The organism is Metasolibacillus fluoroglycofenilyticus, assembly GCF_003049645.1.
GTDB classification, from domain to species: domain Bacteria; phylum Bacillota; class Bacilli; order Bacillales_A; family Planococcaceae; genus Metasolibacillus; species Metasolibacillus fluoroglycofenilyticus.
In genome coordinates, this window is record NZ_PYWK01000001.1 from 1,513,787 (window position 1) to 1,539,464 (window position 25,678).

Sequence of the window (25,678 nt, forward strand, 5' to 3'; positions counted from 1 at the left end):
ATTATTATTAGAGACTGTGAAGAAGATAAACGGAACAGAAATGGGGGTTTTTCGAATGGATTTGTTGCAACAAGTAATAGATAAATTTAAGTTGAATGTGTTAGCGGTCGATAACGTTCCTCAATCTTTTAGTTCGACTGTATATAAAATCAGACTAATTAATCATCGTACGGTATATATAAAAATACCTTATTCCCAAGCAAAACTTGAACTTGAGTATACTGTACTTAAACGTTTACGCAATGAGCTACCTGTACCAGAAATGTTAGACTATTGGGAAGGTAATGAGGAGGTCACTGGTGCTTTATTATTATCCGCAATCAACGGTGCGCCGATTACAGAAAAGGTCGATATAGCTTTAGCTTATGATATCGGAGTACACCACGCAATGCTACATGCAATCATTCCAAATGAGCAAGATTTCAAAAGTTCCGTTTCCAACGTATATGGTCAATGGACTGCGTTTATTAAGCGACTGTTTTATTCCTTTGCAGAAGATGTTAAAGAAGTGATTGATCCTCGTTTATACGAACAATCATTGAAGCATTTTGAACATCAACTTAACCTACTTCCATCTCCTGACGGACCTAGTTTTATACATATGGATTTTCGCCCAGGTAATATCTTAGTTCACGAAAACCAAGTAGTTGGTATTATTGATTTTGAAAGTGTCCGAATTGGCGCAGTCGAAATGGACTTTACAAAAATTAATCGTGATATTTTCATGAAATATCCAGGGACAAGGGAAGCGTATCAAAAGGGCTATGAGTCCATTCGTCCACTTATTGACTTACAAGAGGTTTTACCGTTTTATCGCTTTACCGATGCTTTTAATTCAATTGGTTGGTGTAAAAGAAGAGGTATCGAAAAGCATCAAGCTTTTTTACAGGAGAATTTAGCATATTTAAACGATTTTTTACGAACGAGTGATAGTTGAAAGAGAATTATCAAACTTCGAATCTGTTAACAGGGCACTTTCTCATATTTCATTTTCAACAGTGGGGGCGATTGTTGAAGATGATTTAGATTTTTAAACGATTTTATTGTTATAATTTTTAGAACGAGTTTATGCTTGTTCTAGTTTTTTAAATTAAAGAACTTTATTATTTCTTTACAGTAGCTCGTTTTAAATGAAAAACAGGTACTATGCGTTGAGTACCTGTTCATTTTATTGCTCTAAGTGCTGTATAATTAGTTGTTCAACTTGTGCTTTTAAAGCTTTATTTGCATATTGCAAAACTTGATCATTGCCAGCGGTAGCGATTTGTACATCAACGAAGTGCTCATTAATGGATTGCCATGAAATAAATTTAATATTTTGTCGCGCTAATTGATATTTAAGTTGAAAATATTCCTTGCTTAATTGTTTTAATAATGCATCTATTGTAGGTAAGAAAACGGATTTCATTTTACATTGCTCTACATGTTTATGGTCATGCTGTAAAGATTTAATGGCAAGGTCTAGTAATAAAAGCTTATGCAAAAGATTACGCTGTTCAAAGTTAATCATAAAAATCATCTACTAATCGAGCAGACTGGATGTTTTGGAGTGGTATCTTTTTTACACTAGTTGATGTTTCAAGAATCAGAGTTTTTGTGTTAATGCTTTTTATAGTGCCGATAGGCTGTTCAAATTGCTCGTTATTCCATAGAAGCAATTCAACATTTACCTGAAGTGCATAAGCCTGATCTATTGTTTGCTGTAATTCTTCTAATTCCCATTCGGCAAGCTCTTTAGGTTGCTGTTTTTCTTCTTGCTTTAATTGTTTAATCAACGCTAGGTGCTCAGGTAACATCATCGATGTCCACTTTATATTTCCTCGATCACGTATCAAAAAAATCACTCCTATGCTAAATGACCGCCAAGCAAGCTATTCCGTTTAATAGCTGTGCCAGAGGTAGTAAATGAAGCAGCTCTCATAATGGAAGTAGCGCCATATTTCGCGCGAATTGCATCCATTGTAGGGCCTAATAGTTGGCGTTTTAATTTATGTTCATCAAATAAATCGAGTTGAATACTACGTTCCCGCTCTAAGTTTGTAATTCGTACGGATAACTGGCGAGCTGGTTCACCAGCAAAATGCTCATCAAGTAGTTCAAGGCACGTTCTATACAGTACCATCGTTTCATTGGTAGGAGTTGAAATGGTCTTTGAACGGTAGAAGCCCTTTGTCATTGCTTGTTTGCTATAAGATACACCTAAGCTAATTGTCCGACCGACAAATCCAGCGTCTCTTGTACGGCGCATGACATCCTCACACATTTCCAACAGTACAACTGAAATTTCCTTGCGGGTAGGGTAATCTCGCATCAGCATTTGTCCCTGACCAAAACTAATTTGTCCTTTGCTTAATATTGGCTCACCAATTGTCGATAAATCGATTCCCCAGGCATGGTGGTAAAGTTGGTTGCCGATGATGCCAAATTCTTTCTCTAATTCTTTTAAATCAGCGTTTGCTATTCCACCTACTGTGTGTATACCCATCGCATTTAATCGCGCTTCTATCTGCTTTCCAATGCCCCACATTTTCGACAAAGGCTTTAATGGCCATAGCTTTGTTGGAATATCCTCATAACTCCATTTGGCGAAACCTGTTTTTTTAGACTCTAAATCCAGCGCTAATTTCGAAATGAGCATATTTGGCCCCATACCTACAGCACTTGGAATAGAAAATTGATCCATAATAGCCCTTTGAATTTCTTTTGCTGTTTCTTCTGGCGCACCCCATAATTTCTCAGTACCCGTTAGATCAACAAAGCTCTCATCAACACTGTAGACATGAATACAATCCAGTGGTACATAATTGGCAATCAATTTTGTAATCATCATGGACATTTCAATAAAGAAGCTCATCTTCGGCTCAAAAAGACGAATATCAGGGTGATGAGGTATTTCATAACGTCTGTTGCCAGTTTTAATATGAAACCTTTCCTTCATCATCGGAGAGGCAGCAAGGACAACGCTACCAGGCTGATTGAAATTGGCTACGACTGCAATGGGCATGGTCATAATATCAAGTCCATGCAGCATGGCCATACAGCTAGCATAAAACGATTTCATATCTATGCAAATAATTGGGCGGTGGGGCATTGAATTGTAGTCCATTTAGCAGCACTCCTAACTTCGAGGGAACGTTTGTTTGTATTTATTATACGTATGAATGTTCTTTTTTAGTAGTGGTAATTAGTGGTGATGCTAGCAAGTTAGTCAACTTACAGGATAAAATGAAATATCAAATTCTTTTAGTAAATTTTTAAATGGTGATTTGCTGCTCTTTTTATAAGAGCATTATGATTGTATTGCTCATAAATTCAACTTAGATACTTTACTAGATTAACCACTTTGAATATATAAATAACCATGTATCTTACAATGGAAGAATGCATAGTATTGCAATCTTTTGTAATTTGAGATGAAGCATAAGCGAGTATGACTTCCAAGCAGTGGGAGCAGCAATATCAAATGCTGATTTTATCGTATAGGATGATTATACTTACCGATCCATATTATGTTTGAATATAATGACCCACATTTTATTTTTTAAAAATATAATACGAAACTATTGAAATAAATATTTTACAAAATATACTATAAATAGATAGTTGTTTATATTTATATAATGTATAATTTTAGATATATTAGTTAATACGAAAAATAACTAAGAAGAGGTCATTATATATTTGAAAAGCATTAAGATAAGTAATTTCAGACTAGGAACAGTAGTATTTAGTTTTTTAAAATTCTAAGCAACAAAGAAACAATATAATTGGTACCATACTTGCAACTATCTTGTTGAATTAAGTATTGTAATAAACGATAAACTAGAGAACTTAATTACAATATTGTGTCTTTATACGGTGCAAGAGCATTCTGTTTTACATATTGAAATAAAGTTGTAGTTAAAGAGAAAGCAAAGTTTTGATAAAGTGCAACCCACTTTGAAAGCTGATTACTGCTTAGATGTTAGTTCAAGTAATATTTACAATATTTTTTACGTATGTATTTAAGGGGGTATATCCGTGACATCTTTAAAAGGGGTACGACTAACGAATAAATCTACTTATGTAATCTGTTATGTTGATGATTTTTCAGAAGATTTAAAAGAACTAATCAGAAGTCAACTGGCCCCAATTTGTCATGGGGCTTCAAAAGCATCCAAAAAAAGGAAAACTTACAATTATACAAATACAGTAAAATCATTTTTAGAGAGATATGAAAAGAAAGCAGCTACAACTAAAATAGGGATGATTGGAGAGTTGTTAACGCATATACTTATCATTCAATTTTTAACTGATTATAATACTGTTTCTCCTTTTTTTAATATGGAGGAGAGAAGTATAAAAAAAGGGTTTGATATTGTTATGTATCATAAGAATAAAAATGAGTTATGGATAACCGAAGTTAAATCAGGTGAACTACATGAGGGTAAAGATAGTGATGAAACAAATAAAACACTTTTAGGTAAAGCAAAAGTAGACCTTAAGAATAGATTAAATGAAAATGAAAGTACTTTATGGGAAAATGCAATTAATGGAGCAACTATTGCACTAGAAAACATTCGTGATAAGAAAGAAGCAGTCATAGCGATTCTTGATGATATAGCAGATGAAATTAGTGAACAAAAAGCAGTGAGTACAGATAAGAATGTTATATTAGTTACTTCACTTTTTTCTACTTTGAAGGAAGAGATACAAGAACACGTTATCAGTAGTTTTTATACTACAACAAAAAGTGAAAAAATATTTAAAAACTTATTTGTTTTTTCTATACAAAAAAATACTTATGACAAGGTCTATCAATTTTTGAGAGAAGAGGCAGAGAAATGAAAGATCTTACACTTAATCGTTTGAAGAATACTAACTTTAAGGATTTATATAAAAAATTAATTGTAGGCGGAGAATCACTAACGCAATTAGAATATAGAAAACTCCTCTCACTAGGAATAATATTTATAAATGAAAAAGACCACAATATTTTTAAATTAGGTTATAGAATAATTGTTTTTTACTGTAATCAAACTAAAGATTATAAACCACTTTATGATTTTGCACTTAACCAGGGATTATACCCTATAGTAAAAATAATAGAAAAAAACGAAAATTATAATAGTCATATTGAAGAATCATTCTTTAAATTATTTCAAGCAGCATTTGGAGAAAATTATAAAGTTAATGATATTTACTTAAGTGAAGAACAAAAAGACCTAAATGCTTTTTTTATTTCGAATAATGAAAAGTCAATAACTGTTATAGCTCCAACATCTTATGGGAAATCTGAGCTGATAATTTCAACAATCAAAGGGGAAAGAAGAGGAAATGTTTGTATTGTAGTACCTACCAAAGCCTTGATTTCACAAACTAAAAGGAGAATAATGAAATCAGATATAATCAATTTTAAAAAAATAATTACACATCCAGAAATGTATATTGATTCAGATGTAAATGTTACAGCGGTGTTAACTCAAGAACGGCTTCTAAGATTATTAAGAAATCATAAACAGCTACATTTTGATATAGTTTTTATTGACGAAGCGCATAATTTGCTTGAAAAAAATGAGAGAAGTATATTATTAGCAAGTGTGATATCAATTTTAGAAAAAAGGAATTCAAATGTAAAGTTTAAGTTTCTAACTCCTTTTTTAATTGATCAAAAAAATTTATCTGTTAGATATACAGAATATGATACTGAGTCATTCAAAATAACAGAATACATAAAAACTGAAAGATTTTATATTTATGACGAAAGAAATGAAAAGAAATTAAAACTTTATGACCAATTCTTAAATGAGTTTTTCTATGAGAGTGAAGAAAATTTCATTGATGAGACAGATTTTATAATTAAAAGAAGTACAAGGAAAAATATTATCTATTTAAATAAACCGGTGGATATAGAGAAGTTTGCTTTTAATATTTCTCAAAGATTTTCAGAAAATACATCTACAAAAATAAAAAAAGCATGTGCAGATATTAGTAATTACTTAGATCCGGATTACCTACTAATCAATTGTTTTAAAAGAGGAATTATATATCATCATGGACTAGTTCCGGATAATATTAAAATGTATATTGAACATTTGTATTCTGAAATTAAAGAAGTAAAATATATAATTACGAGTTCAACATTATTAGAAGGCGTTAATATACCAGCCTATTCTTTATTTTTATTGGATAATAAAAAAGGACGAAGTAATTTAAGTCCTGCTCAATTCAAAAACTTGGTAGGAAGAATATGCAGATTTAGTGAAGTATTTTCGCCAATAACAGGTGATTTAAAATATCTTGAACCACACATATATATAATTGGTTCAGATTATACATCCAAAAATGCCAATTTAGAAAAATTCATTAAAAGTGTCATTAAAATAGATAAACAAGAACAGGATTTTCCAACTAATGTCTTATTAAAAAATGTTGAAATTAATGATGAAAATATATCACTAAAAGAAAGTGCAGATGAATTCATTGAAAATTTTGAGCCTGGAGTTATAACTGACTATGATAAAACTTATGCACAAACAAAAATCGGGAGGATTTGTTTTGCAAATAATATAAATGAAATAGACATTATTGATAATGAACAATTAATGCAAAATATCGTCGATAAGTATGCGGATACTAAATTAAAAACTACTGAAGAAATTTTTGAGTATTTTTCAACTCTATTTTTACCATTTATTAAAGAATCTGAAATGAATATTAAAAGACTTTCTTATCCTGAATCTAGAAACTTCTATAAAATGTTTCTAGATTGGAGAATTAGAAGTGCATCTTACCGCGAGATGATATACAGCTTTATTAAATATTGGAGTAAATTGGAGAGTGATGGGAGAGATACAAATGTTTATGTTGGTAGATGGGGAGACAAAGTAATAAATGGATATAATGCAATATGGACGGACATAAAAACTAAAACCCATAAAGAACGAATAAATTTAGCTATTGTACGTATAAAAGAAGAACAAGACTTTCTGGATAATATTTTTATTAAGTATATTGAGGTATTAAATGACATAAACTTTGTTGATGAGGAGTTATATAATAAAATAAAATATGGTACTTCAGATAAATCCAAAATAACCCTTATTAAAAATGGTTTAAGCCTTACACTAGTTAACTTACTTGTAGATAAATATTCTGGATATTTTAATGTAGATAATAATTTAAAAACAGTTACTTTCAATTCCCGAATTTTGGATAAAATGAAAGAAAACGATGAGAATGAAATTTTAATATATGAAGTTAAATTTAATACAATTGCCTATTTAAAATAATATGTAAATTTTTCAAGGTCTAATTCCTTTTTATGAAGTTTAAGGCTTTTTATCTGACTTAGCTTTAATTACAATTATATTTTAAATATATTCGGGATTTAGAGAAAGGTATTAAAGAGATATTTTAAAAGATATAAAAATTTAGCAGTAATTGAATGAATATCGAGTACTTCGGAGCATATGAGCTAGCAGTATGTAACTTTACACTATCGAGTAAGGATGTTGAGCAATCTGTTGCGGATAGGACATCACTCAAATTTTTCATGAGCAATTGGTGATAATACAAACGGTTAATAATCTGTTGCAAAATCAAGCATGGTTTCAAGATGATATTTTTTCGAAACGAACGTTTGAATTATTAAATATGATTTGTTATAATTTATAATAATAAAGAAAAAAACAGTTTAGTGCTGCAACACTAAACTGTTTTAGTAACAAACATCGCTTTAGTAGCGATTAACAGCTTTCATTTTGTATAAAAAGTTAGTCATTCTTTGTATCAAACTTGAAGAATGGCTACTTTTTTTGCGAAAAAGTATACGATAGTCTAATAATAGAAATAATCACCGATGCAAAAATTAGCGTGATTGTTAAAGTTTCATATACTGTCATCATGTGCAACATCCCCCTTTCTCTTCGTAAAAAGTCCGAAGTAATATGCTAGAAAGAAGTGTGTTAATCACTAGAAAAGTTTAGCTGTCTGTCACTTTCAACTATTATAACATTGAGTTTTCAAATAAAACAACCCTTGCAATTTTTCTATAAATAATCGAGAACTAATGTTCTTTTTAGGGGAGGTTATTTATACATATACCTGTGATTTACAGTCTCTAAAACATGATGTTCAACGATTATAAATGCGTTTTACAGAAACGACTAATAGTAAACTTATTTTGTAAACCGTTTCCATTACCTTATTTAAGGTTTATCGATATTCTATTGTAAACTTTATTTAATAGATATTTTAAATAATTTGTTGCTTTTTCGCTAATGGAAACTTCCTCATAGCAATACTGAGGAAAATCAAAGTATTCAGGGCATCTATTAAAGACAAAATAATTATTTATAAAATTATCTATTAAATGGTTTAAATAAAATATAGTGTATTTATTAATGTATTCACTCTCCGACATCTTATCCCCACAAAGATTGCAATAATTAGTGAACTCCGTGTATGTAAACTCATCTGGTCGAAAGCAAGTGGTTAAAGAATACATCCAATTTGTTAATTCACTATCAAATTTTATAATACTTCCGAAAAGTGTAAAATTTCTATGGAGAACATAATTTTCATTTCCTATATGCTCTTTGTAGTTACTACTAGCGAAAATACCCAATAAGTTTTGATACTCACACGCGTAGCAATTTTGATACCCTAAGATAAAATATGATTCTTTTGGATTAAAAATATACTTTACATTTTTGAAATTATTATCAAGGTATTGCCGAAAGGGAGACAAATCACAGATATAGTCGGGAATATACCAAATTTTCAAGTTTGCATTCCATTTTGTTTAACAAATATTCTTGCTCCATAGTCTTCATAAGGAAGATTTAATTTGATGGGCAATATTAATGCCTCCTCCATATACTAATATAAGCTTGTTCAACAACCGCTATTAATAGTATAATGGGGTATCAGATATTAAAAAAGGACTCGCCAAAACGGGAGGGCACTGAAAAAGTCGATTGGTCACAAATTTTGTGACATAAATCGGCTTTTTTAATGGTCAAATTGAATAAATAAGCAAGATTTGTATTGTAAAAAAATGATTCTCTCTAGTTTTTCAGTGCCCTCCCAAAACGGCGAGTCCCTTTTGTCATTTTCGCATTTTTAATTTGACTTTTTTGCTCTTGTAAGGCTAATGATTGCTGGGCTTTTTTCTCTGCCTCTAACTCCGACTCAATTTCATTAACTACTGAAGAGGTAAATTTCTTTATGTTACAAATATTCTTGTATATGTATTAATACTCTTGTTTATCATAAGATTATCCAATTTTGGAGAATCGTATATTGAAATTTGGAATTATTTTAAATATAATTAGTACTATCATAATGTATAAGGAAGTGTCGAATTGAGAAGAAAGAATTTTTTTAACATGAAAGCATGGGGTGGCTTTATAGGTCTTATTAGCTTGATATTTATTTTATCAGCATGTTCTAGTAAAGAGGATTTAACTGATTACATAGAGTTAAATTATTATGGTATAGATACTAGAGGAACAGTGTCATATACAATTGATGAAGAAGCGATTGTAAAAAATATTTTTGATATTGATGTAAATAATGTAAATAGAGAAGACCTTTCTTCTGAAACTATAGCTGAGGTTAATGATTTATCCAAATCATTTGAAATTAACTTAGATAAAAAAGAGAATTTGTCCAATGGAGATAAAATTACTGTAACTGTAACAGTCGATCCAGAAATGACAAAGCATTTGAAAGAAAAATCAGAAAAGGTATTTGAAGTTACAGGTTTGCCAGAAGGTACTAAAATATCAGCTGCTGATTTAGAAAAGAATGTAATTGTTACTTTTAAAGGGGCGAATGGTAAAGGCGTAGTTTCAAATATAGATAAAACGTTTGAGAGTGAACTTTCATTTTTGAGTTTTATTGTAGAGAATGACGGTGAATTAAAAAATGGTGAGCAAGCTAAAGTTAGTCTAACTCCTGAATCAATAGAGCAGTTAAATAATTCAGATTTCATTTTGGAAGGTGACGGTTCTTTTGGTGTAGATGTAACAGGGCTAATTAATTATGCTCAGAGTGCTGATGAAATCGCAAATTTTGAAGATATAAATAGAATGCTCTCTGAAGGAATCAAAAGGAAGTATAAAAATTCTTCTGAGCAGTATTCTTGGGGACGTGTATATGAAATAAATTTAGAAGGAATGTTCTACAGACAATTTGAAAAGAAAGTAGACGAGGGCTTCTCTTGGCAATCTAATTTGGGTGATAGTAATGGAAATCTTGTAGGTGTATATTCCATTAAAGAATTTGCTGGAGGAGCAGAAGGCAAATTAAATAGGAAATTCACTATTGTATATGGTTTTTCTAATTTAATTTTAGATGAAAATAATAAAGTAAACTTAACCGAGCTCGTTGAAATTAGCAAAGGCTATGATGACACGTATTCATTGGAATCTGTTCTGAAGTTGATGGAAGGGTACAATTACACAGAATTTAAGTAATATATTGAATGAGGGACTCGCCAAAAAGGGCGAGTCCCTTTTGTCATTTTCGCATTTTTAATTTGACTTTTTTTGCTCTTGTAAGGCTAATGATTGCTGGGCTTTTTTCTCTGCCTCTAACTCTATTCGATACCTTGCTAACTCTGCTTCAATTTCTGCATCGGCATCACCATATCCACTAACAACTGTTTCCGCAACTTTGTTAACGTACAGCTTTTGATCTTCATAATATCCACTGCCGCTTTCTCTCGTTTTTGAATGGGAGTCATTGTCGGTAGTAGCTGTAGTTTCTTTGTTCGTATGCTGTAAATATGTTTCCCCGATAAACTTTATTATTTCCTCACGTACATAAGGGTCCAATTCCATATAGCGTTTCACTATATCTAGATCGAGCGCCGATAGATTGTGAATACGGGCTTGCTCATCTAATGAAAATGTTGCTGTTTCAATAAACATTTCACCTTTACCTGTACGAAGCCATACTTCGTTTACATTGAAGTTAGTACACAATAATTTTATCGTACTATCTGTTAAATTATTTCTTCCAGTTTCTATTTTGCTAATTGCTGTTTTTGTTATTCCGAGTTTCCTCCCAAAATCTTCTTGACTCAATTTTAAAACTTTTCTAAGCAGTTTAATACGATTGTTTATAATAATCACCCCCTAGTAGCTACATATTAAGTAAATAAGATGATTTAGTCAACATTTAAGGTTGACTAAGTATCTTTAATCATATATATTGATGATGTAATCAACTTTTGTGAGGTGATGAAAATGAATGTTCTATACAGTGTAAAAAACAAACCATCTTTTGATGAACTCATTCAAAGTCTGCATGCAATGTCTGAGGAGGAAAAAGCTCATTTTACAACAATATTTCAAGGCATGGTTATTGGTATAGAAATTGGTCGTAATCAGGAACGACATATGAAGCGGGCGCAGGTAATCGGATTAGAGGAAATCGAATGACGCAACAAATTTTAAAGCTTATCGCATGTGTTTGTGAATTAGGATTTTTCTATTTATTCCTATCACAGGGCTTGCAACCTACTTGCAAGTCCGATGATGCGAATAACAAGGATTTAGCATCACCAATACCACACAAAGAAAGGGGAGGATAAAGAATGTTTGTAGTGGATTTTGAAAGTGTTGAAGTACCTCTTGATAAAAAAGTGCTAAAGCAATATATCGAAAAGAAAATAGATGAAGCATTACTCGAACTTGGACTGTGGTATGTAGATGTAGAAAAAATATCAAAGCTATCATGCATGTCTAAGCGTTTTTTAGAAGAAGAGATTGTGAGAGATCCACGCATGAGGGTTATTGAAATCAGAAGAACAGAAGATGGCAAACGCTGGTGGCCATATAAAGAGGCTTTTGAAGTAATGAGAGAAATCACAAGTGAATGGTAATCACGGTTCATTTTAAAAAATATATAGCTTGGCGGCATGTAGAAATGAAAAGCCGTGTATTATCTATTCCTTGTGGTTTTTATCTAAGGGGGAGAAATTAAATGTTTTATGTAATTGGACAATCTTCGGGAAAAGTTTATGCACAGGGCACAAAAGCAGATTGTATGAGGGAGCTGCAAAAAAAATACCCATCATGTAGCGCGTATAGCAGATTAGACGGGAGGGAAAGGACAACGCTTCCAGAGCCGATGAAGCTAGTGTTTTACCATAATATATTGCAAGTTCAGGAGGGAGAGCCATTATGTCAACATTTATACAGCGCATTGTAGATACTTTAGATGAGCAAGCAGACTGGAATGTGACAACAACAGTCAGCCGTAAAGATTTGATGCAGTTGGTAGAAGCATATCGGCATTTATATGAACAGCAACAGGTGAAACAAGTAGTGGGAAAACAAACGACTGAAATAAAAATTGGTGACGTGGTCGTTGTCCAACATGTTGACAGACAATGGACACGTGAAATAGCAGATATCTACACATCTGAACTTGGTGAGCCGAATTTTTACCGAATGCAAGGATCATCTACCCTATATACGGAAGATGAATTCACTTTAACGAAAGTGAAAAAGAGGCAAGTGGCAGATTTAGAAAGATAATCATTAATTCATAGAGCGAGGATTCAGCTCGCTCCTACCAAGTAGCTTACAACCCTAGTCCCCCCTTATCGACATATATCCATGGGGTTGTCGGCTACTTGATGGGAAACCAAGAACAAAGTTGAAAGAAGTAATTGATTTTTTTCAGCTTTGATTATTTAAAAATAATACAGAGGGAATGGGACAAATGGAGCGATTGAAAGAATTTGTTGCACTTTGTGAAGAAAGAGAACAACTGTATAGCCATTCAGGCTTTTTATTTTCAAAATCAGATAACGAAAAAATAGCGGATATTACGGCTGCTATTCAAAAAATAGCAGTAGAATTAAATATTTTATCAGTGCTTAGAAGAAAGACGGATAATTGTTTAGCAATTACTCTCGTAGGAGAGCTTAATGATTTACAGCAATATTGCCAAGCAGATGAGCAAATAAAGTACGATGTTTCGAAAGGAAAAAATGTTCATTTTCACAAGTATGATGTGAAGATTGGGGACTATTTGTTGTCTGCTATTTATATGGGACATGAAAAAGAAATTGGGAGTGAAAAGAATTCTAAAGTAACAAAAGAAATAGAAAGAGATTAACTTGAAAGGAGAAAATAAATAATGACATTACAGCAACTATTGACCCAGCAAGAAATTGTTTATGTAGAGAAGGGAGCGGCTTTTACAAATAGTCGCATTGTTAGTGAGGTATTCCAAAAAGGACATGATAAAGTTCTGCGGGATATTCGTAGTTTAAAATGCTCGGCAACCTTTAAAGCCGCCAATTTTGGAGAGTGCCATTATAACAATGCGCAGGGGCGTCAAATGCCAATGTATACTCTCACATTTGATGGTTTTGCGATGCTGGCAATGGGTTACACAGGAGAGAAAGCCATGCAGTTTAAAGAACTGTACATAGCCGCATTTAATCATACGCATCGACTGCTAGCAGAACGTAATCAAACATTGCTTTCATTTGAACAAAAGCAGATAAGTGAGGCAGTGCAACACGTCATTAAACAAGCCTATCCCCAACTTGCACCAGCTGCTAGGCAAAAATACTATACAGCATTGTATAAGGAATTGCGTCAGGAGTTTGAAGTGATATCTTACAAAGATATTCCACGTAGTAACTTGTTGGAAGCGTTAGAGTTTATAGCGAATTGGCATTCACCGAAATTGGAGAGTCCTCAATCAGCTATTAACTAATAATTAAATAGTGGGGTGAAAATATTGAGATATCAATTCAGTCAAGATCATTTACAGGAAGGGGAACGCATTCGCTTACGTAACGCAGTGGCTGAACGTGTCTATGCACTTTCGAACAGCTCTGGTGCACAGCCGATATTATTTAAAGCACTTTATACAGCATTAAAAGAACGATACGCTGTTAATTTCTATGGAGACATTAAACGAAATCAAATGCAAGATGCTTTACGATTTATAGCACAGTGGAGGGGTTAGGTCGGATTGCGAGGTGAATCTAATTGTCTAAAATATATCAATTAAAGTTATTTCAGGAGAATCAAGAAAAAAACAACTTGCGCGATTCAGCAGAGGAAAATAGTGTTTCTTCTGCTACATATTTAGATAAAGAACATGTAATTAATTGGGTTTTAGAGCGCTGTATTGCAAAATATTTTGAAATGTCATTGCGTGCTAATTCAAAGTCATTACCAAGTTTAACAAGTCGGATTTCGGATTTACCAGGTACTCAAAGTAATGAATTTTTTAGCAAAACAGAGGCGGCAGCAATGAAGAGGGTGTCAGCGGCAGAATGGTTACGTGTCTTTCATGAAAATTTAGACGGTTTACCAACTGCACATAAAGAAATTATAGAAGAAAAATACTTACAACGAGCTTCAGATGGACGCTATAGATCGGATTTAGTTGTCTATCAAGAATTGAATTTAGGGCGTACCATTTACTATCAAATGAAGAAAGAAGCACTTTATTGGCTCGGTGTGAGATTAGCTGAGGAAAAAATCTTCGATCATACAGAGGAGATTCGGGAAGGTGATTATTAATGTTAAATATTCTAAAAAAGATTCTAAAAAAGATTTCAGAAAAAAAGTGTGGAAATTGTGGGGGGATTCTTCAAAAAGACAACTATGGAAAAATAGACTTAGAGGATTTTAAATTAATTAATTACGATAAAGCTATAAAGAAATTTATAGAATCCTCTCGTCCATCATTTTCAATTGAAGTTCTAATTTGCGAAACATGTCAAATGACATTGGAGCAGGTAGAGAATAAGCGCATAACCCAACGGCAGAAAGAAGAAGAGGAACAAAGATACTTAGATGCGTTGAGAAAACAAGTGGAATTAAAAGCATTAGAAAAACAAGCAATCGAATTAGGAATAAATATAGAGAAATTATGAATTTTTTCAATTTCAGAAAGGATGCATAAATATGACAACTTATTCAGAAGAAATGGAGAAGTTAGGACAAGTGACAATTTTTGATTTGTTGCCACCGTCACCATCGAATGCATTTTCAATTGGAGATAGCGTTCGTGTTGTTATTACAGTCGAAAGCGATTCAGAGTCATATCATTATTTAGAAGCTTATCATCCCATAGTTTTGAAAAAACGAGGAGAAATCATTGAGATACAAGGAAATCAACAATATCTAGTGAATTTCGCAGGAGAACTCCATGTTATGAAAGAGCATGAAATATCTTTTTAGGGCGATACTTACTAATAAAAAAAACTGAAAGGGTGGTTTATCCATGTTAAGAGTAACTGGCGAAGCAAAATTAAAAGTGCGTTATGAGGTGCAGCTGCCTATTACAGAGGCTGAGTTTGAAGCAATGTCAGAAAGGCAAGCGAATACATTAATTGAAGAGCATATTGATTGGTTAGTGACATTAAGTAGTGCTGAAACAGAGGATATTGAGGTTTGGGACTACGATTCTGAGGAATAAAAAATAGTTTAAAAGTTGAACAACAGGCATTAATTTTTGCTCAAGTTTATGAAGATTGTCCATTTCGTAAAGGGATGATTATTGTTCTCCAAGTTTCAAAATCCGAATGGAATGAAAGTAAATATGACATATACAGAAAATAATTTACTAATCACTTTGAAAATTATACGTATAAAAAAGGAGAATGAAATATGTACGGAATCGTATTTAATAAAATAGATATTATTAAGGATCAAATCGAAGAATTGTTAGCTTTCTGTATTGGTGAAACAGAAGAGCAAGCTCTTGAAGTCTTTCGGAAAATCGAAAATCACTATACAGAACATAAAGGGCAGCCAGAGGTTGTTATTGATTTAGTTGATAAAAACAGAACGATACTACATGACTATTCATTGACATATTCACATGCTAAAGAATTAGCATTTTCTATGGGATGGGATATAGAAAAAAATGAATTAATTAACCAATAGATGTGCAGTTCTTAATTAAACACAATGACCAAAGAAAGGAGCCAGTTGATTGAGATTAATATCAGAGGACATCCTTGTACCTGGTTTTATTATAGCGATGATTGTCACTTTTATTGTAACTATAGGTCTTGCAATAGGGTTTATAGATTTGGCTATATACATCTTATTTTTTGTATTGTTAGGTGTGATTTTTGCCATTATGGTATTTGTTTTTGGATATTTATATAACAGAATAATGAAGGTTTTCGGATAAGCACAATGACAAAAATACAGATAAAAGAAAGGAAGATTGGAATGGAGAGAAATTATAAATGAGCAAGGGACATTTGATGAAATGACTTTTGGAGAGTGGCTTAAAGACTTTAAATATGAAAAACCAAAACTATTATGCTGGCAAGATTAGTATATTTTAAAAGTTGAACAACAGGCATTAAGTTTTCCTAGTGCCTGTGATTGAGCTTTTAATAAAATTTTAAGCAGTGGGGTGGGAGGTGAGTATGTTTGCAAAAACGGACATGTAATGGTTGTCGGGCATCTCAATACGGACAGGGCCATTTTATATGTAATTTAGGAAAAGGGGTCGAATCAGTATATACAGATGGTGTTCTCGTTGGTGCTCGACCAACAGGGAAGTGTCCCAAACCGACTACTTACAAAGAATATATAGAGAGACTCACTGGTCGATATAAGCCAAAACGAAAATCTAGACGGAAGAAAGAAGTAGCAAAAAAAGTAACGGAAAAAATTGAAACTAAATTTGAGAAGATAAGTGCACCAAGACGTACATGTATGATTGCAGAACGTCGAGCAAGAGGGTTATCACAAGCTCAATTGGGGCAATTAATAGGTTGTTCGGCTTCATTCATTGGGCATTTGGAAACAGGGAGATCAAATCCTTCGGCTGATATCGCAACAAAGCTAGTCCAAGTTTTAGAAGTATCATTTTATGACTTATTTCCTGATTTATAATAAATCGCTTGACATGGCATTTTTCCGAATTTGTTATTTTTATCCTACACAAAATGATGCATACTAATGTATTTTATTTTCGACATCTACAAAACGCTACATTTTAACAGTGAAATTGGAAATTTGGACAAACACGGCATGTGCTATGATAGCAATATTAATAGATTCAGTGATTTTAAATAAAAAACGAAAGGAGTAGCGGTGATGAAAGTATTAGATGGTATTCAATTTTTTGATGCAGAACAACAATATTTAAAGCTTTACGAATACGAAATAGAGCATGAGTCGCATAAAAAACTCACTGCTGCTTCTCTTGTAACATATTTATTATTGCGTTCAGTTTGTGATAGTGCAGGGCAAATTTATGAAGCTGATTTCAATTTAAAAGAATTAAGTGCAAAGATGGATTTGCCTTACAGCTCGATGCACAACGGTTATCATCGATTATTTGAGATTGGTTTATTAACGATTAAGCGTATTGCTGGACATACATATATTACATTACCTATTGTTGCTGCTCATTTGCCAGATAAAGAGGACAATGAGATTAGTAGTTATTTTCGTATACCTCGAATTCTCTTTAAAGGTGGCTTTTTAAAGCAATTTATTAAGTCGCGAGATGTTCGTGGCTTATTAGGATTGCTTGATTTATTAAATGGTTTATTCCGTGAATGGGGACGTAAACGTAGCACTACATTGAAGCGTAAAAAAGAGACATTGATGAAAAAAATTAAGCATTCTAAATATGCCTTTAAAAATTGGCTACAGCGTGTTTTATCGAATGCTGCTAGTCCAATTGTTGTGAAAAGTGAAACAGATGAGCTATTTGAATTAACGTTGGCTGAAGCTGCCTTTGTAGAGCGAGAAAAAGATGTTAAGTTTGAGCAGTTTAATGCAGCTACACGTAATACGCTCCTTAGCTTTGTTAAATCAAGTCGATTATCATATCGCAAAGCAGATTTAAGAGACTTCCAATGGGCGTGCCAACAAGAGTTAACAGAGCCTCTGTATGCCGGCATATCCGCTTTTGCTGCTGAGCAAGCAGATTATGCTGAAAAAGTAGCGATGGGTATAATTGCAGGCTCAGGTGTTGAGCAAAAAATCGAAGAATTTGATGGATACCTAAGAGGAGCCAAATTATTAATCCCTTCAATTTTAGATGCAACAGTTAATGAAGTAGCTGCAAAGGCATCTTCGATTCAGAATATAGGGGCGTACTTTAGAAAAACATTACGCATTCAAACGAGCATTGCTTTAAGGGAAGACAAGCCATTAAGAATAGCGATTACGAGTTGGTACAGAAATCAAAACATGCCTGTACCAAGTCAATTCCAATAGGTAACAGTAAGCAGCCTTTTTCAAAAATAACATTGAAAAGGGCTATTTCTAGTTGGTTAATGAAAGCTCATTGTTGTTTGACTCTTTAAAAATCATATTTGCTTGTTATAAAATGCAGCTATTGCTGTATTTTTTTATTTTCTGTAATCCATTTCACCTTGTGGATTTGATTTCATCCTGTGTGTAAGATGATTTTAAAAATTTGAATTTAGTTTATCCTGTGTATAATTTTAATCATTTTTTTGTGAAATGTGTGTAGTTGATTTGGTGAATTGAACAATTGATTTAATTCCTTTATTTTTGGTTAATAATTTATTCATTTATACAAAGCTAGCTGGAAAGCTTGCTGTGTCAGGCTTTACAAGCTTCAATTTCAGCCTCTATTAATATATGTATTACTATTTATTATTTTCTATGTTCTGATTTTCCCTTTCTATTATTTTCACTACTTCATCCAATTATGCTTTGGCTTGCTTAAGCAAATGGACGCCGCATAATTAGATGATGGGAAAGGGCTTTGCTTTTATCAGAGGAAAGACTGAGAAAAACCTGTTTCTTTGTTTTAAGGTGTTAAAACCTGAGTGGTTATCACAGATTTTGAAAGCAGGCCTACATGATGCAAGTCAATTAACTTTTATCATGTGGCGCGACAATTTTAGGTTAACTTCTACTGGTTAGCTTGAAAAGTCTGGGCGTAATTACGCAGAGGCAAAATTAATCACCATTAATCCATTGTAAGCGAGATAATCGTTAATATTTCAGATTAGAAGAATTTGACATGAAGTGGTGAGTATGATATTTTGAGTTGGGTAATTAATCCATAAAAGGATGTCCTTTTGGGGCGGATAATTATTCTCCCATACATTTTTTTATGAATGTTGTATTATCTTTATGATTTAGAAAAGTGCGTATTAAAAGAATTTAGAGAACTTTCCTAACGACAATATTAAAAGTCATATCATATTTTGGAAAATAAATATAGAAATATTTTAAACTATGAATATCAGATTAAGAAAGGTGAAAATGGAGGATGTTTTATGAGTACTTATTGGACAATACAATCAGAGGACAAATGGAAGGAAATACAGGAAAAAGGTTGTCTGATAGGTAATCCCGAGTTTATCTATCCAGAATTTGTTGATGCTTACAATTGGTTAAAAAAAAGAATGAAGGAAAAACTTCCGAATTATAATAACGAATACCCTATATGGCTATGGATAGATAGACCTGATTTAAGAAAGAGTGGTCATTTAGAAGCAGGAGAAAAAGGTATATTATTAAAAATAGATATTGAAGACAATAGAGTCCTTCTTTCGGATTTTCAGGCCTGGCATTTTGTACTAAATAAATCTTATTTTGACCTTGAAAATATTGAAAACGATAACAGTGACTACACTCAATTTGAATTGGAAAAGAGTTGGGAGTTGATTTTTGATATAGATTATTTAGCTAGACATCCTAATTGGGGAGAAAAAGAGTGCACGCTACAGGGAGTTACTAATCACATAAAATTAAATGAAATTAGCTTAGTGAAAAAATTTACGGCAAGGTAGATAATACAATCTGTCTTTTTTATAGAATAATGCCGATATGTTATCCAGTAAACATATCGGCGATTCTTAAATTATGGTGCTATAGAGTCTTTTATTGATTTTTTAATCGAATTATAAGTTCCTGTTTTCAACTCATCGTGTAACGGTACAGTAAAGGTTTTTCCGTTAGGACCCTTCATAGTAACGTGACTTCCATTTTGCCTTAACTTTTCAAAGCCTACTTTTTCAAGCTTACCAATTAACTTTTTCCCACTAATCGTTTTTGGTAAATTTAATTCTTGCATGACAGCATCAATTACTACTTGTTTTCCATATTCTTTAACGGCTTCTTTCACCATTTTTTTCAATATCATAGATATTATTGGTGCAGCAAGTGGAAGTGCATATGTACTGTATTCTAACTCTGCTTCATCTATTGAGATTAAATTATAGTTGTGGTTGCCTTCCTCATTTTTCAATGAATGATTATTATCAACGTATTCATTTGTTATTACTTCATTATATGCATGTACACCCCCGTTTGAAACTAGTGTAAAGAAAACAAGAGAAAAAACCATAAAACTACTTATTAGCTTATTCATTAAAATCATCCCTTTCAAAATAATTGTACTGGATAAATACATTTTATATTTAATTTACAAATTAAACAATAATTGTAAAGTTGTTTTATTTCGACATATTTCAACTTTTATCGATAATTACAAATTCTGATAGAGATAGAAATTGAATATAAATAATAGAAATATATGTTTAGTGGTGGACAAATAAAGTATTTAAAAAGAAGAGTCACATATTAAAAATACTTAAATAATAATAAAATTTGCCTACTTTGTATATTATTCTGAGTAAAATCTACTCTTCTACACTAAAATGGATGTTTTGTCAATACTTCTGTACAAAGTCCGTACAAAATGCGGACGATTTCCGTACAAAACGCGTACAATTTGCGGACTTTTTTTGCAAAAAACTGTGGTAAATTATTAGTATCAGAGAATTGGGCGGACGCGTATGTGCGCAAAACCCAAATAACGACCTTTCCAATTTTGCGTATTGCAAAATCTATGGATGGGTCTTTTCTTTTTCTGAAATAAAGATAGAAGGGAGGGAAATAGATGGCACAACTAGCGCATGAAGCAAAAAATAAAGCGGTGCATATTGCAGAGTTGCTGGCACTATACGCTACTGAAAATAAAGAAGATATTGAGGTAACTTTATATCAAGTAGGCGAAGAGTGGGGGATTCAAGCTGGCAAACGTGGAGAAACACCATTCTCATTAAAGGAAATGGAATTTATTCATGCAGATATGGCAGAGCAGTTTGCTAGCCATTTAGCTAAGCAGCATGGATTTACTTATCGAGGTGTAATGCCTAATGAAAAAGAAATGGCATTGCAGCAAGTAATTGAACGTTATAGCAAAGAAATATTGCAGACGGTCGAAACGTATGTGTCAGGTGATAAACAAGGACGTGCTTACTTGACTAAAAACGAAATGGAGCATATGCTACACAATCATTTTATACGAATTGAAAATCGTTTGGAACAATACTTTGAGCAACCAGCCCCCAAAGTAACATTTGCAGAACGCTTTGAGACGTTTAAAAATGATTTGAAGCAATTTGCTAAGGACTTGAAGCAAAGCCTTGTGGAGCGTTCTACGAAAACAAAAGAAGCCGTATTTGATCAAGTAGATGTAGTGAAATTAGCAGCTGAAGCAAAGATTAAAGCAGGTGTTTCTTCTTTGAATGAACGTATTAAAGATTTTACCAAAGTTGTAGATGTTATGTTAGAACCGGAGGTAGGAGTTATGAAATCTACTAAAAAAATCAACAAACAGCCAGAGCTAGAACGCTAAGTATTAATTTGGAGGACTCACCAATTATGGTGAGTCCTTTTGAATGATGTTTTAAAGCGTGTATAACAGAATTTTATCTATTAAAAAGGAGATGAAAAAGTTTGAGTATTTTTAAATCAGAGATGTTTTTAATTCTAATTGCGTTGGTGATTTTCGGTATTTTTATCGCGTTTTCTACGGGTGTGATTGATCCATCTATGGAGGAAATCGGTCAAGGTATGCGTAGCTTGATAAGTAAAGTATTTGGAGCTACTGGTTTTAATTAAACCTTAAAAAACGGGGGAGGCAACTCTCTTTTTTGCTTTATGCACGAGGGAAAGGAAGGATGAGTTTTATGAATGGTATTGGGCAAGCGAATAGCATTAGAACGAATAGTGCTAAATCATCTACAGCAAAAAATCGATCTAAATCAGCACAGCGTCAAAAGCCTAATGGCTATGCCGAAATGGAATCTTTGGTAAAGGAAATTTGTGATGGACATGGACTGTCCTATTTTCAATGGCTTCATGAGCAGCATCAGGCGTTTGTTATAGATTTTAATTTAAAAAATAAAGGCAGTATTGCTTCATTAGCAAAAAGGGAAGGTGAATAAATTTGGATAATGTTACATCACTCATTAACGACATTGCAAAAGATGTACAAGGCCTTGCACCTGCTGTTGCAGGAATTGTGCTAGTGATTATTGGTTTTGTTTGGATGTTTGCGAAAGACCCAAACAAAAAGGAAGCAGCTCAAACGTGGATGATGAACGTATTTATTGGTTTTGCCATTGTTTATTTAGCTGCATCACTCGTTGCTTGGGGAACTGGTAAAATGTCAGGATTCTAGGAGGAATGAGGCATGAGAAAATTATATATTCGTTTTCAAGCTGAAGGTGACCATTTTCGAGAAATTGATGATGAACGCAACTATTTTTTAGTTGAGGCTGAAGAGTTAATCGAAAAACTTAGACTGCGATTAACAAAAGAAAAAAGAGAAGCTAACAAGCCTTTTGAATTCTGGATGGATGGAAAATGTCTTGTTATTAGTCACGTAGATTTCAGCAAAAAGGAAAGTTTACAAAAGCAACTCGAACAAACGATGCTGACATATGGTAGTTGGGACGAGGAGCATCGACACCGATATACGAATCAATTGGCGGAATATGCAGAGCAAGAAAGGCAGCTCTTTTTAAATAAAGAGTTTGCCTTATTTGCAATTCGCAGTGACCAGTTGTTTGGAGTACCAACTTTTACACCTTTTCCAATACTTTTAGATACAAGCAAGCTCTATCTGCTGTATCAAAGTATGCAGCCATTAGTGAAGACAGGGTTTTATGCAGAGCTTGAACAGATGATGGCATCGATAAAAATGGCTCTATACAAAGTTATTGATGAGGCAGGGAAATCGGATGCTGTACAGCAGCAAATTGGATTGGTTCAGCGACAAAAGGCGTTAAGTGCAGGGGTAGAGGCTCTATTATCAGAAACGCTTCAATCATTTGTTCAATATGCTTGTGCCCGTTTTCAATCTGTTGGAAAAGAGCGTATTGATGCACTTTGTCCAAACTTTAAAATGTATCAGAATGTGCAACAAATTCTTTTTACTGCATACGTCAATCAATTAGGTTTTGCTCAGGGCTACGAGCAACAACTGCTTTTATTTGAAGCGTTATATGAAAAGTATGATGCTATTTTAACACAAGGCTTTGCTCTTGCAGATGATGCAATGGTAGAGTCACTCGTCCTCACACCTGTGCTTCAGCATTTTAAAGAAAGTATAGAAGGGCAATTACAAGTAGAAACGGAAAGCGGACATGAGCAAGAATCGGTTAGTATATCAGTCGATTAATGAAATGCTGACGGAATTAAATGCACAGGATAGAGGACGTTATTATATTTGTAGTTGTCCAGAATGCCAAGAGCAAGAGGCTTTTATTTACAAAAATAATCTGAACTTTATTCAATGCAATCGTGAAAATTCTTGCGGGGAACGTTTTTTATTAAAGATTGCTGAAAAAGATGAAGAGTATATGTATCAAGAGCCAGTAGAACAAGAGAAGGGATTAACAGTTGCACAAGCAAAGCAAATTGACCGGTTTACAGATATGATGCAACACTTTTTACACCATATTCAAAGCGATGCTCTAGATAATGGATATCGTGGGCTATCACGTGAAACGACAACACCATTCATTGCAGATTTTCGTGATGCTGGTGTTTCTTTTATGTTTGAATATGCGGGCGAGTTATTGCCAAAGGATTACGCAACAAATTATTGGATGTGCCAACGTAATTTAGTATCACCCATATTTGGAGAGGATGGACGTGTAGATCGCATTCTACTTCGTTCTACGATTAATCCAGATATACAACCAAAAGAGCTACAATTGATTATTAATCCCTCCAACAAGGCAAGGGATTTTTTTGTTGATGCACCTGAACACGCAGAAAGTATTGTAATTAGTGAGGCGCTTTTGGATGGATTGTCTTTTCGGGAGGTAGACAAGGAAATAGGTGTTATGGCATTAACTGGTTCGCGTAAATGGAGAAATCTTTGTACGCACCTAAAGGAGCAGGCTACACAGTATCAAGATAAAAAATTTCTCATTGCAATGGATGATGACATCGCAGGGTATAAAGCGGCCATTGAAATTGCTCGTTGCTTAGAGGAAATTCAGGCAGATTACCAGGTGTTTAGTTATCCTGAAACACAAAAAGATGCCAATGCTTTTCTTGTCGAGAGCCCAGAACGGTTTGAGCGTGATGTGCAGTTGTTTCAACAGCGTTTTGCTACATCAAATAGAAGCTATATAGATGTGAAAAAAGAGATGCAGCAAATTGTTATTTGTCATTCTAACTTAGATGCACTAGCTTTTAGAAGCGTTGATTCAAGTATTGGTGTTATAGCAATACCGCATGAGGAGAAAGTAGAAGAAATTAAAGGTCGATTTAATCGCTGGATGCAAAGTAGAAATATGTATGACAAAACTTTTCTTCTAGCATTTCCTAGTACAGAGGAGGGACAGGCAGATACACATAAAATAATCAATTTTTTGCAAAAACAAGGGCTGAAATATCAAGTATTCGATTATGGAAATTCCGAATATCAAAACCCTGCTGAATTTGTATTGAACAATCGAAAGGATTTTGAAAAAAAGGTGCAGCCGTATTTGTTAGTACCCAAAAAACGACAAGAATATGAACGTTAAAAAGAGGTGAGAATATGCCAGCATACCTAAAGCTATTACCTCTAGTAGTAATTGCTTTAATTTTTATTACAGTAATGCACTACATTGGCTCTACACAAAATATATCGACACGAACAGTTGCTGAAACAGATGGAATTATGGAAATGGCCAATATTGGTGTAGCTCGTGCAGAAATCAATCAAGAAGGAAATTTGCAAAATGAGGAATCGTATTTTGCTAAAGAGGAGTTACTTCAGAATTTAGCAATGGAGCTTGCGGCAGCACAAAAGAACCTGCCATACGATGTAAAAGTGGATTATGTATTTACTGATAAGAAAGGGCAAATTACTGAAAATCAGCTCGAAATACGAGGGATACACTATCGTATGCAGTATGTTGATGAAGATGGTAATGTGAAGGGAACTGCTGAAAAGCATTTAGCTTTAAATGAATTATTGAAATAAGAGCATTCACCAATTTTGGTGAGTGCTTTTTGTATAGCTGAAAATGTAGGTGGTGAATGGCGTGTGTCAAATATGAAGAGTGGTATTTTCATTTTAATAATTGTCGCAGTTTTTGGAATTCCGTATTTTCTGATGGTGACAATCGATTCTTTTCAGCAGCAGGCATTTCTAAAAGTGACAACGGAAATACCAGAGTTAATAAAAGCGGAGGGTGGAGTATCTCCAGTTGTAAGACAAGTGACAAATAGTCTACAGGAGAGAGGCTTTCAAATTACTTACTCACAACCAGATGGTGTTAGGCATTTTGGTGAAGAAATTGTTATTCATTATGTATATGAATATCAAAATGTGAAGGGGCTAGAGCGAATAGAAATGCACAATAACGTAACGATTATGAAACGTGAATAAAAGGAGG

At 33.3% G+C, this 25,678-nt stretch carries 33 protein-coding genes; 28 read left to right on the forward strand and 5 right to left on the reverse strand.

Annotated features, from left to right (window positions below; all coding sequences use genetic code 11):
* The first annotated feature begins 55 nt into the window (after positions 1 to 55).
* On the forward strand, positions 56 to 937 hold the full coding sequence (locus tag C9J36_RS07050) for a phosphotransferase family protein (RefSeq protein WP_107943091.1): 882 nt from the start codon (positions 56 to 58) through the stop codon (positions 935 to 937).
* A gap of 231 nt (positions 938 to 1,168) precedes the next feature.
* Here the strand turns inward: C9J36_RS07050 and C9J36_RS07055 are convergent, their stop codons facing one another.
* The 3 genes from C9J36_RS07055 to C9J36_RS07065 are packed head-to-tail and all read right to left on the reverse strand — an operon-like array spanning position 1,169 to position 3,106.
* Positions 1,169 to 1,510, reverse strand: a complete 342-nt coding sequence (locus tag C9J36_RS07055; protein WP_107942630.1) for a YhjD family protein — start codon at positions 1,508 to 1,510, stop codon at positions 1,169 to 1,171.
* Positions 1,503 to 1,835, reverse strand: coding sequence for a YolD-like family protein (locus tag C9J36_RS07060; protein ID WP_066163447.1), 333 nt, complete (start codon positions 1,833 to 1,835; stop codon positions 1,503 to 1,505). Before C9J36_RS07060 ends, C9J36_RS07055 begins: the two co-directional genes overlap by 8 nt.
* Positions 1,836 to 1,846: 11 nt before the next feature.
* Positions 1,847 to 3,106, reverse strand: a complete 1,260-nt coding sequence (locus C9J36_RS07065; protein ID WP_107942631.1) for a Y-family DNA polymerase — start codon at positions 3,104 to 3,106, stop codon at positions 1,847 to 1,849.
* Positions 3,107 to 4,020: 914 nt separating this feature from the next.
* Between C9J36_RS07065 and C9J36_RS07070 the strand changes: the two genes are divergently transcribed.
* From C9J36_RS07070 to C9J36_RS07080, 3 genes are all read left to right on the forward strand, one after another.
* On the forward strand, positions 4,021 to 4,827 hold the full coding sequence (locus C9J36_RS07070) for a Hachiman antiphage defense system protein HamA (protein ID WP_107942632.1): 807 nt from the start codon (positions 4,021 to 4,023) through the stop codon (positions 4,825 to 4,827).
* Entirely contained in the window at positions 4,824 to 7,271 is a 2,448-nt protein-coding gene (locus C9J36_RS07075; RefSeq protein WP_107942633.1) for a DEAD/DEAH box helicase, read from the forward strand. The genes C9J36_RS07070 and C9J36_RS07075 overlap by 4 nt, the downstream gene beginning before the upstream one ends.
* Positions 7,272 to 9,347: 2,076 nt before the next feature.
* Positions 9,348 to 10,463 (forward strand): hypothetical protein, encoded by a 1,116-nt coding sequence (locus tag C9J36_RS07080; protein WP_153061591.1) that lies wholly within the window; start codon positions 9,348 to 9,350, stop codon positions 10,461 to 10,463.
* 57 nt (positions 10,464 to 10,520) lie between these two features.
* On the opposite strand, the gene C9J36_RS07085 is transcribed toward C9J36_RS07080, so the two are convergent.
* Complete coding sequence (locus C9J36_RS07085) at positions 10,521 to 11,123, reverse strand: helix-turn-helix domain-containing protein (RefSeq protein WP_268807854.1); 603 nt, start codon at positions 11,121 to 11,123, stop codon at positions 10,521 to 10,523.
* A gap of 114 nt (positions 11,124 to 11,237) precedes the next feature.
* On the opposite strand from C9J36_RS07085, the gene C9J36_RS07090 reads away from it, so the two are divergent.
* From C9J36_RS07090 to C9J36_RS07165, 16 genes are all read left to right on the forward strand, one after another.
* A complete protein-coding gene (locus tag C9J36_RS07090; RefSeq protein WP_107942635.1) occupies positions 11,238 to 11,432 on the forward strand; it encodes a hypothetical protein in 195 nt (64 codons plus the stop codon).
* Positions 11,429 to 11,584: a hypothetical protein gene (locus C9J36_RS17280; protein WP_161956386.1), complete on the forward strand. Its 156-nt coding sequence runs from the start codon at positions 11,429 to 11,431 to the stop codon at positions 11,582 to 11,584. The genes C9J36_RS07090 and C9J36_RS17280 overlap by 4 nt, the downstream gene beginning before the upstream one ends.
* A 3-nt stretch (positions 11,585 to 11,587) precedes the next feature.
* Positions 11,588 to 11,875, forward strand: coding sequence for a hypothetical protein (locus C9J36_RS07095; protein WP_342472364.1), 288 nt, complete (start codon positions 11,588 to 11,590; stop codon positions 11,873 to 11,875).
* A gap of 101 nt (positions 11,876 to 11,976) precedes the next feature.
* Entirely contained in the window at positions 11,977 to 12,204 is a 228-nt protein-coding gene (locus tag C9J36_RS07100; protein ID WP_107942636.1) for a hypothetical protein, read from the forward strand.
* The gene (locus tag C9J36_RS07105; RefSeq protein ID WP_107942637.1) at positions 12,177 to 12,533 is read left to right on the forward strand and encodes a hypothetical protein; all 357 of its coding nucleotides are present in this window, start codon (positions 12,177 to 12,179) and stop codon (positions 12,531 to 12,533) included. Before C9J36_RS07100 ends, C9J36_RS07105 begins: the two co-directional genes overlap by 28 nt.
* A gap of 187 nt (positions 12,534 to 12,720) precedes the next feature.
* The gene (locus tag C9J36_RS07110) at positions 12,721 to 13,119 is read left to right on the forward strand and encodes a hypothetical protein (RefSeq protein ID WP_107942638.1); all 399 of its coding nucleotides are present in this window, start codon (positions 12,721 to 12,723) and stop codon (positions 13,117 to 13,119) included.
* A 21-nt stretch (positions 13,120 to 13,140) separates the two neighbouring features.
* Entirely contained in the window at positions 13,141 to 13,728 is a 588-nt protein-coding gene (locus C9J36_RS07115) for a Rha family transcriptional regulator (protein ID WP_107942639.1), read from the forward strand.
* Positions 13,729 to 13,752: 24 nt separating this feature from the next.
* A complete protein-coding gene (locus C9J36_RS07120; protein WP_161956387.1) occupies positions 13,753 to 13,983 on the forward strand; it encodes an ORF6C domain-containing protein in 231 nt (76 codons plus the stop codon).
* 23 nt (positions 13,984 to 14,006) lie between these two features.
* A complete protein-coding gene (locus C9J36_RS07125) occupies positions 14,007 to 14,546 on the forward strand; it encodes an ArpU family phage packaging/lysis transcriptional regulator (RefSeq protein WP_107942641.1) in 540 nt (179 codons plus the stop codon).
* A complete protein-coding gene (locus C9J36_RS07130; protein WP_107942642.1) occupies positions 14,546 to 14,902 on the forward strand; it encodes a hypothetical protein in 357 nt (118 codons plus the stop codon). The genes C9J36_RS07125 and C9J36_RS07130 overlap by 1 nt, the downstream gene beginning before the upstream one ends.
* Positions 14,903 to 14,933: 31 nt before the next feature.
* A complete protein-coding gene (locus C9J36_RS07135; RefSeq protein ID WP_107942643.1) occupies positions 14,934 to 15,209 on the forward strand; it encodes a hypothetical protein in 276 nt (91 codons plus the stop codon).
* A 43-nt stretch (positions 15,210 to 15,252) separates the two neighbouring features.
* Positions 15,253 to 15,447: a hypothetical protein gene (locus C9J36_RS07140; RefSeq protein WP_066163400.1), complete on the forward strand. Its 195-nt coding sequence runs from the start codon at positions 15,253 to 15,255 to the stop codon at positions 15,445 to 15,447.
* A gap of 191 nt (positions 15,448 to 15,638) precedes the next feature.
* The gene (locus C9J36_RS07145; protein WP_107942644.1) at positions 15,639 to 15,917 is read left to right on the forward strand and encodes a hypothetical protein; all 279 of its coding nucleotides are present in this window, start codon (positions 15,639 to 15,641) and stop codon (positions 15,915 to 15,917) included.
* A 501-nt stretch (positions 15,918 to 16,418) separates the two neighbouring features.
* A complete protein-coding gene (locus tag C9J36_RS17495; protein WP_235616020.1) occupies positions 16,419 to 16,886 on the forward strand; it encodes a helix-turn-helix transcriptional regulator in 468 nt (155 codons plus the stop codon).
* A 204-nt stretch (positions 16,887 to 17,090) separates the two neighbouring features.
* Entirely contained in the window at positions 17,091 to 18,224 is a 1,134-nt protein-coding gene (locus C9J36_RS07160) for a hypothetical protein (protein ID WP_107942646.1), read from the forward strand.
* Positions 18,225 to 19,261: 1,037 nt separating this feature from the next.
* A complete protein-coding gene (locus C9J36_RS07165; protein ID WP_066163393.1) occupies positions 19,262 to 19,777 on the forward strand; it encodes a DUF3841 domain-containing protein in 516 nt (171 codons plus the stop codon).
* Positions 19,778 to 19,848: 71 nt separating this feature from the next.
* Here the strand turns inward: C9J36_RS07165 and C9J36_RS17380 are convergent, their stop codons facing one another.
* On the reverse strand, positions 19,849 to 20,358 hold the full coding sequence (locus C9J36_RS17380) for a type II toxin-antitoxin system HicA family toxin (RefSeq protein ID WP_201261892.1): 510 nt from the start codon (positions 20,356 to 20,358) through the stop codon (positions 19,849 to 19,851).
* Between the two features lie 531 nt (positions 20,359 to 20,889).
* Here C9J36_RS17380 and C9J36_RS07175 point away from each other — a divergent pair.
* From C9J36_RS07175 to C9J36_RS07205, 8 genes are all read left to right on the forward strand, one after another.
* Positions 20,890 to 21,630, forward strand: coding sequence for a hypothetical protein (locus C9J36_RS07175; RefSeq protein WP_107942647.1), 741 nt, complete (start codon positions 20,890 to 20,892; stop codon positions 21,628 to 21,630).
* Between the two features lie 101 nt (positions 21,631 to 21,731).
* Positions 21,732 to 21,896 (forward strand): hypothetical protein, encoded by a 165-nt coding sequence (locus C9J36_RS17285; protein ID WP_161956388.1) that lies wholly within the window; start codon positions 21,732 to 21,734, stop codon positions 21,894 to 21,896.
* A gap of 59 nt (positions 21,897 to 21,955) precedes the next feature.
* Positions 21,956 to 22,222 (forward strand): hypothetical protein, encoded by a 267-nt coding sequence (locus tag C9J36_RS07180; RefSeq protein WP_153061592.1) that lies wholly within the window; start codon positions 21,956 to 21,958, stop codon positions 22,220 to 22,222.
* A 2-nt stretch (positions 22,223 to 22,224) separates the two neighbouring features.
* Positions 22,225 to 22,458 carry a pilin gene (locus C9J36_RS07185; RefSeq protein ID WP_066163388.1) on the forward strand — a complete coding sequence of 78 codons (234 nt, stop codon included), beginning with the start codon at positions 22,225 to 22,227 and terminating at the stop codon, positions 22,456 to 22,458.
* Between the two features lie 12 nt (positions 22,459 to 22,470).
* Positions 22,471 to 23,460, forward strand: coding sequence for a hypothetical protein (locus C9J36_RS07190; protein ID WP_107942649.1), 990 nt, complete (start codon positions 22,471 to 22,473; stop codon positions 23,458 to 23,460).
* Positions 23,426 to 24,820 carry a toprim domain-containing protein gene (locus C9J36_RS07195; RefSeq protein WP_107942650.1) on the forward strand — a complete coding sequence of 465 codons (1,395 nt, stop codon included), beginning with the start codon at positions 23,426 to 23,428 and terminating at the stop codon, positions 24,818 to 24,820. The genes C9J36_RS07190 and C9J36_RS07195 overlap by 35 nt, the downstream gene beginning before the upstream one ends.
* A 14-nt stretch (positions 24,821 to 24,834) precedes the next feature.
* The gene (locus C9J36_RS07200) at positions 24,835 to 25,263 is read left to right on the forward strand and encodes a hypothetical protein (protein ID WP_107942651.1); all 429 of its coding nucleotides are present in this window, start codon (positions 24,835 to 24,837) and stop codon (positions 25,261 to 25,263) included.
* Between the two features lie 63 nt (positions 25,264 to 25,326).
* Entirely contained in the window at positions 25,327 to 25,671 is a 345-nt protein-coding gene (locus tag C9J36_RS07205; RefSeq protein WP_153061593.1) for a hypothetical protein, read from the forward strand.
* Positions 25,672 to 25,678 lie beyond the last annotated feature (7 nt).

What these genes read in the sequence shown, in the direction of transcription:
- C9J36_RS07050 (WP_107943091.1), top strand. Translation starts at nt 56, where the DNA reads ATGGATTTGTTGCAACAAGTAATAGATAAATTTAAGTTGAATGTGTTA.
- C9J36_RS07055 (WP_107942630.1), bottom strand. Translation starts at nt 1,510, where the DNA reads ATGATTAACTTTGAACAGCGTAATCTTTTGCATAAGCTTTTATTACTA.
- C9J36_RS07065 (WP_107942631.1), bottom strand. Translation starts at nt 3,106, where the DNA reads ATGGACTACAATTCAATGCCCCACCGCCCAATTATTTGCATAGATATG.
- C9J36_RS07075 (WP_107942633.1), top strand. Translation starts at nt 4,824, where the DNA reads ATGAAAGATCTTACACTTAATCGTTTGAAGAATACTAACTTTAAGGAT.
- C9J36_RS07090 (WP_107942635.1), top strand. Translation starts at nt 11,238, where the DNA reads ATGAATGTTCTATACAGTGTAAAAAACAAACCATCTTTTGATGAACTC.
- C9J36_RS17280 (WP_161956386.1), top strand. Translation starts at nt 11,429, where the DNA reads ATGACGCAACAAATTTTAAAGCTTATCGCATGTGTTTGTGAATTAGGA.
- C9J36_RS07095 (WP_342472364.1), top strand. Translation starts at nt 11,588, where the DNA reads ATGTTTGTAGTGGATTTTGAAAGTGTTGAAGTACCTCTTGATAAAAAA.
- C9J36_RS07100 (WP_107942636.1), top strand. Translation starts at nt 11,977, where the DNA reads ATGTTTTATGTAATTGGACAATCTTCGGGAAAAGTTTATGCACAGGGC.
- C9J36_RS07105 (WP_107942637.1), top strand. Translation starts at nt 12,177, where the DNA reads ATGTCAACATTTATACAGCGCATTGTAGATACTTTAGATGAGCAAGCA.
- C9J36_RS07110 (WP_107942638.1), top strand. Translation starts at nt 12,721, where the DNA reads ATGGAGCGATTGAAAGAATTTGTTGCACTTTGTGAAGAAAGAGAACAA.
- C9J36_RS07115 (WP_107942639.1), top strand. Translation starts at nt 13,141, where the DNA reads ATGACATTACAGCAACTATTGACCCAGCAAGAAATTGTTTATGTAGAG.
- C9J36_RS07130 (WP_107942642.1), top strand. Translation starts at nt 14,546, where the DNA reads ATGTTAAATATTCTAAAAAAGATTCTAAAAAAGATTTCAGAAAAAAAG.
- C9J36_RS07135 (WP_107942643.1), top strand. Translation starts at nt 14,934, where the DNA reads ATGACAACTTATTCAGAAGAAATGGAGAAGTTAGGACAAGTGACAATT.
- C9J36_RS07140 (WP_066163400.1), top strand. Translation starts at nt 15,253, where the DNA reads ATGTTAAGAGTAACTGGCGAAGCAAAATTAAAAGTGCGTTATGAGGTG.
- C9J36_RS07145 (WP_107942644.1), top strand. Translation starts at nt 15,639, where the DNA reads ATGTACGGAATCGTATTTAATAAAATAGATATTATTAAGGATCAAATC.
- C9J36_RS07160 (WP_107942646.1), top strand. Translation starts at nt 17,091, where the DNA reads ATGAAAGTATTAGATGGTATTCAATTTTTTGATGCAGAACAACAATAT.
- C9J36_RS07165 (WP_066163393.1), top strand. Translation starts at nt 19,262, where the DNA reads ATGAGTACTTATTGGACAATACAATCAGAGGACAAATGGAAGGAAATA.
- C9J36_RS17380 (WP_201261892.1), bottom strand. Translation starts at nt 20,358, where the DNA reads ATGAATAAGCTAATAAGTAGTTTTATGGTTTTTTCTCTTGTTTTCTTT.
- C9J36_RS07175 (WP_107942647.1), top strand. Translation starts at nt 20,890, where the DNA reads ATGGCACAACTAGCGCATGAAGCAAAAAATAAAGCGGTGCATATTGCA.
- C9J36_RS07180 (WP_153061592.1), top strand. Translation starts at nt 21,956, where the DNA reads ATGAGTTTTATGAATGGTATTGGGCAAGCGAATAGCATTAGAACGAAT.
- C9J36_RS07190 (WP_107942649.1), top strand. Translation starts at nt 22,471, where the DNA reads ATGAGAAAATTATATATTCGTTTTCAAGCTGAAGGTGACCATTTTCGA.
- C9J36_RS07195 (WP_107942650.1), top strand. Translation starts at nt 23,426, where the DNA reads ATGAGCAAGAATCGGTTAGTATATCAGTCGATTAATGAAATGCTGACG.
- C9J36_RS07200 (WP_107942651.1), top strand. Translation starts at nt 24,835, where the DNA reads ATGCCAGCATACCTAAAGCTATTACCTCTAGTAGTAATTGCTTTAATT.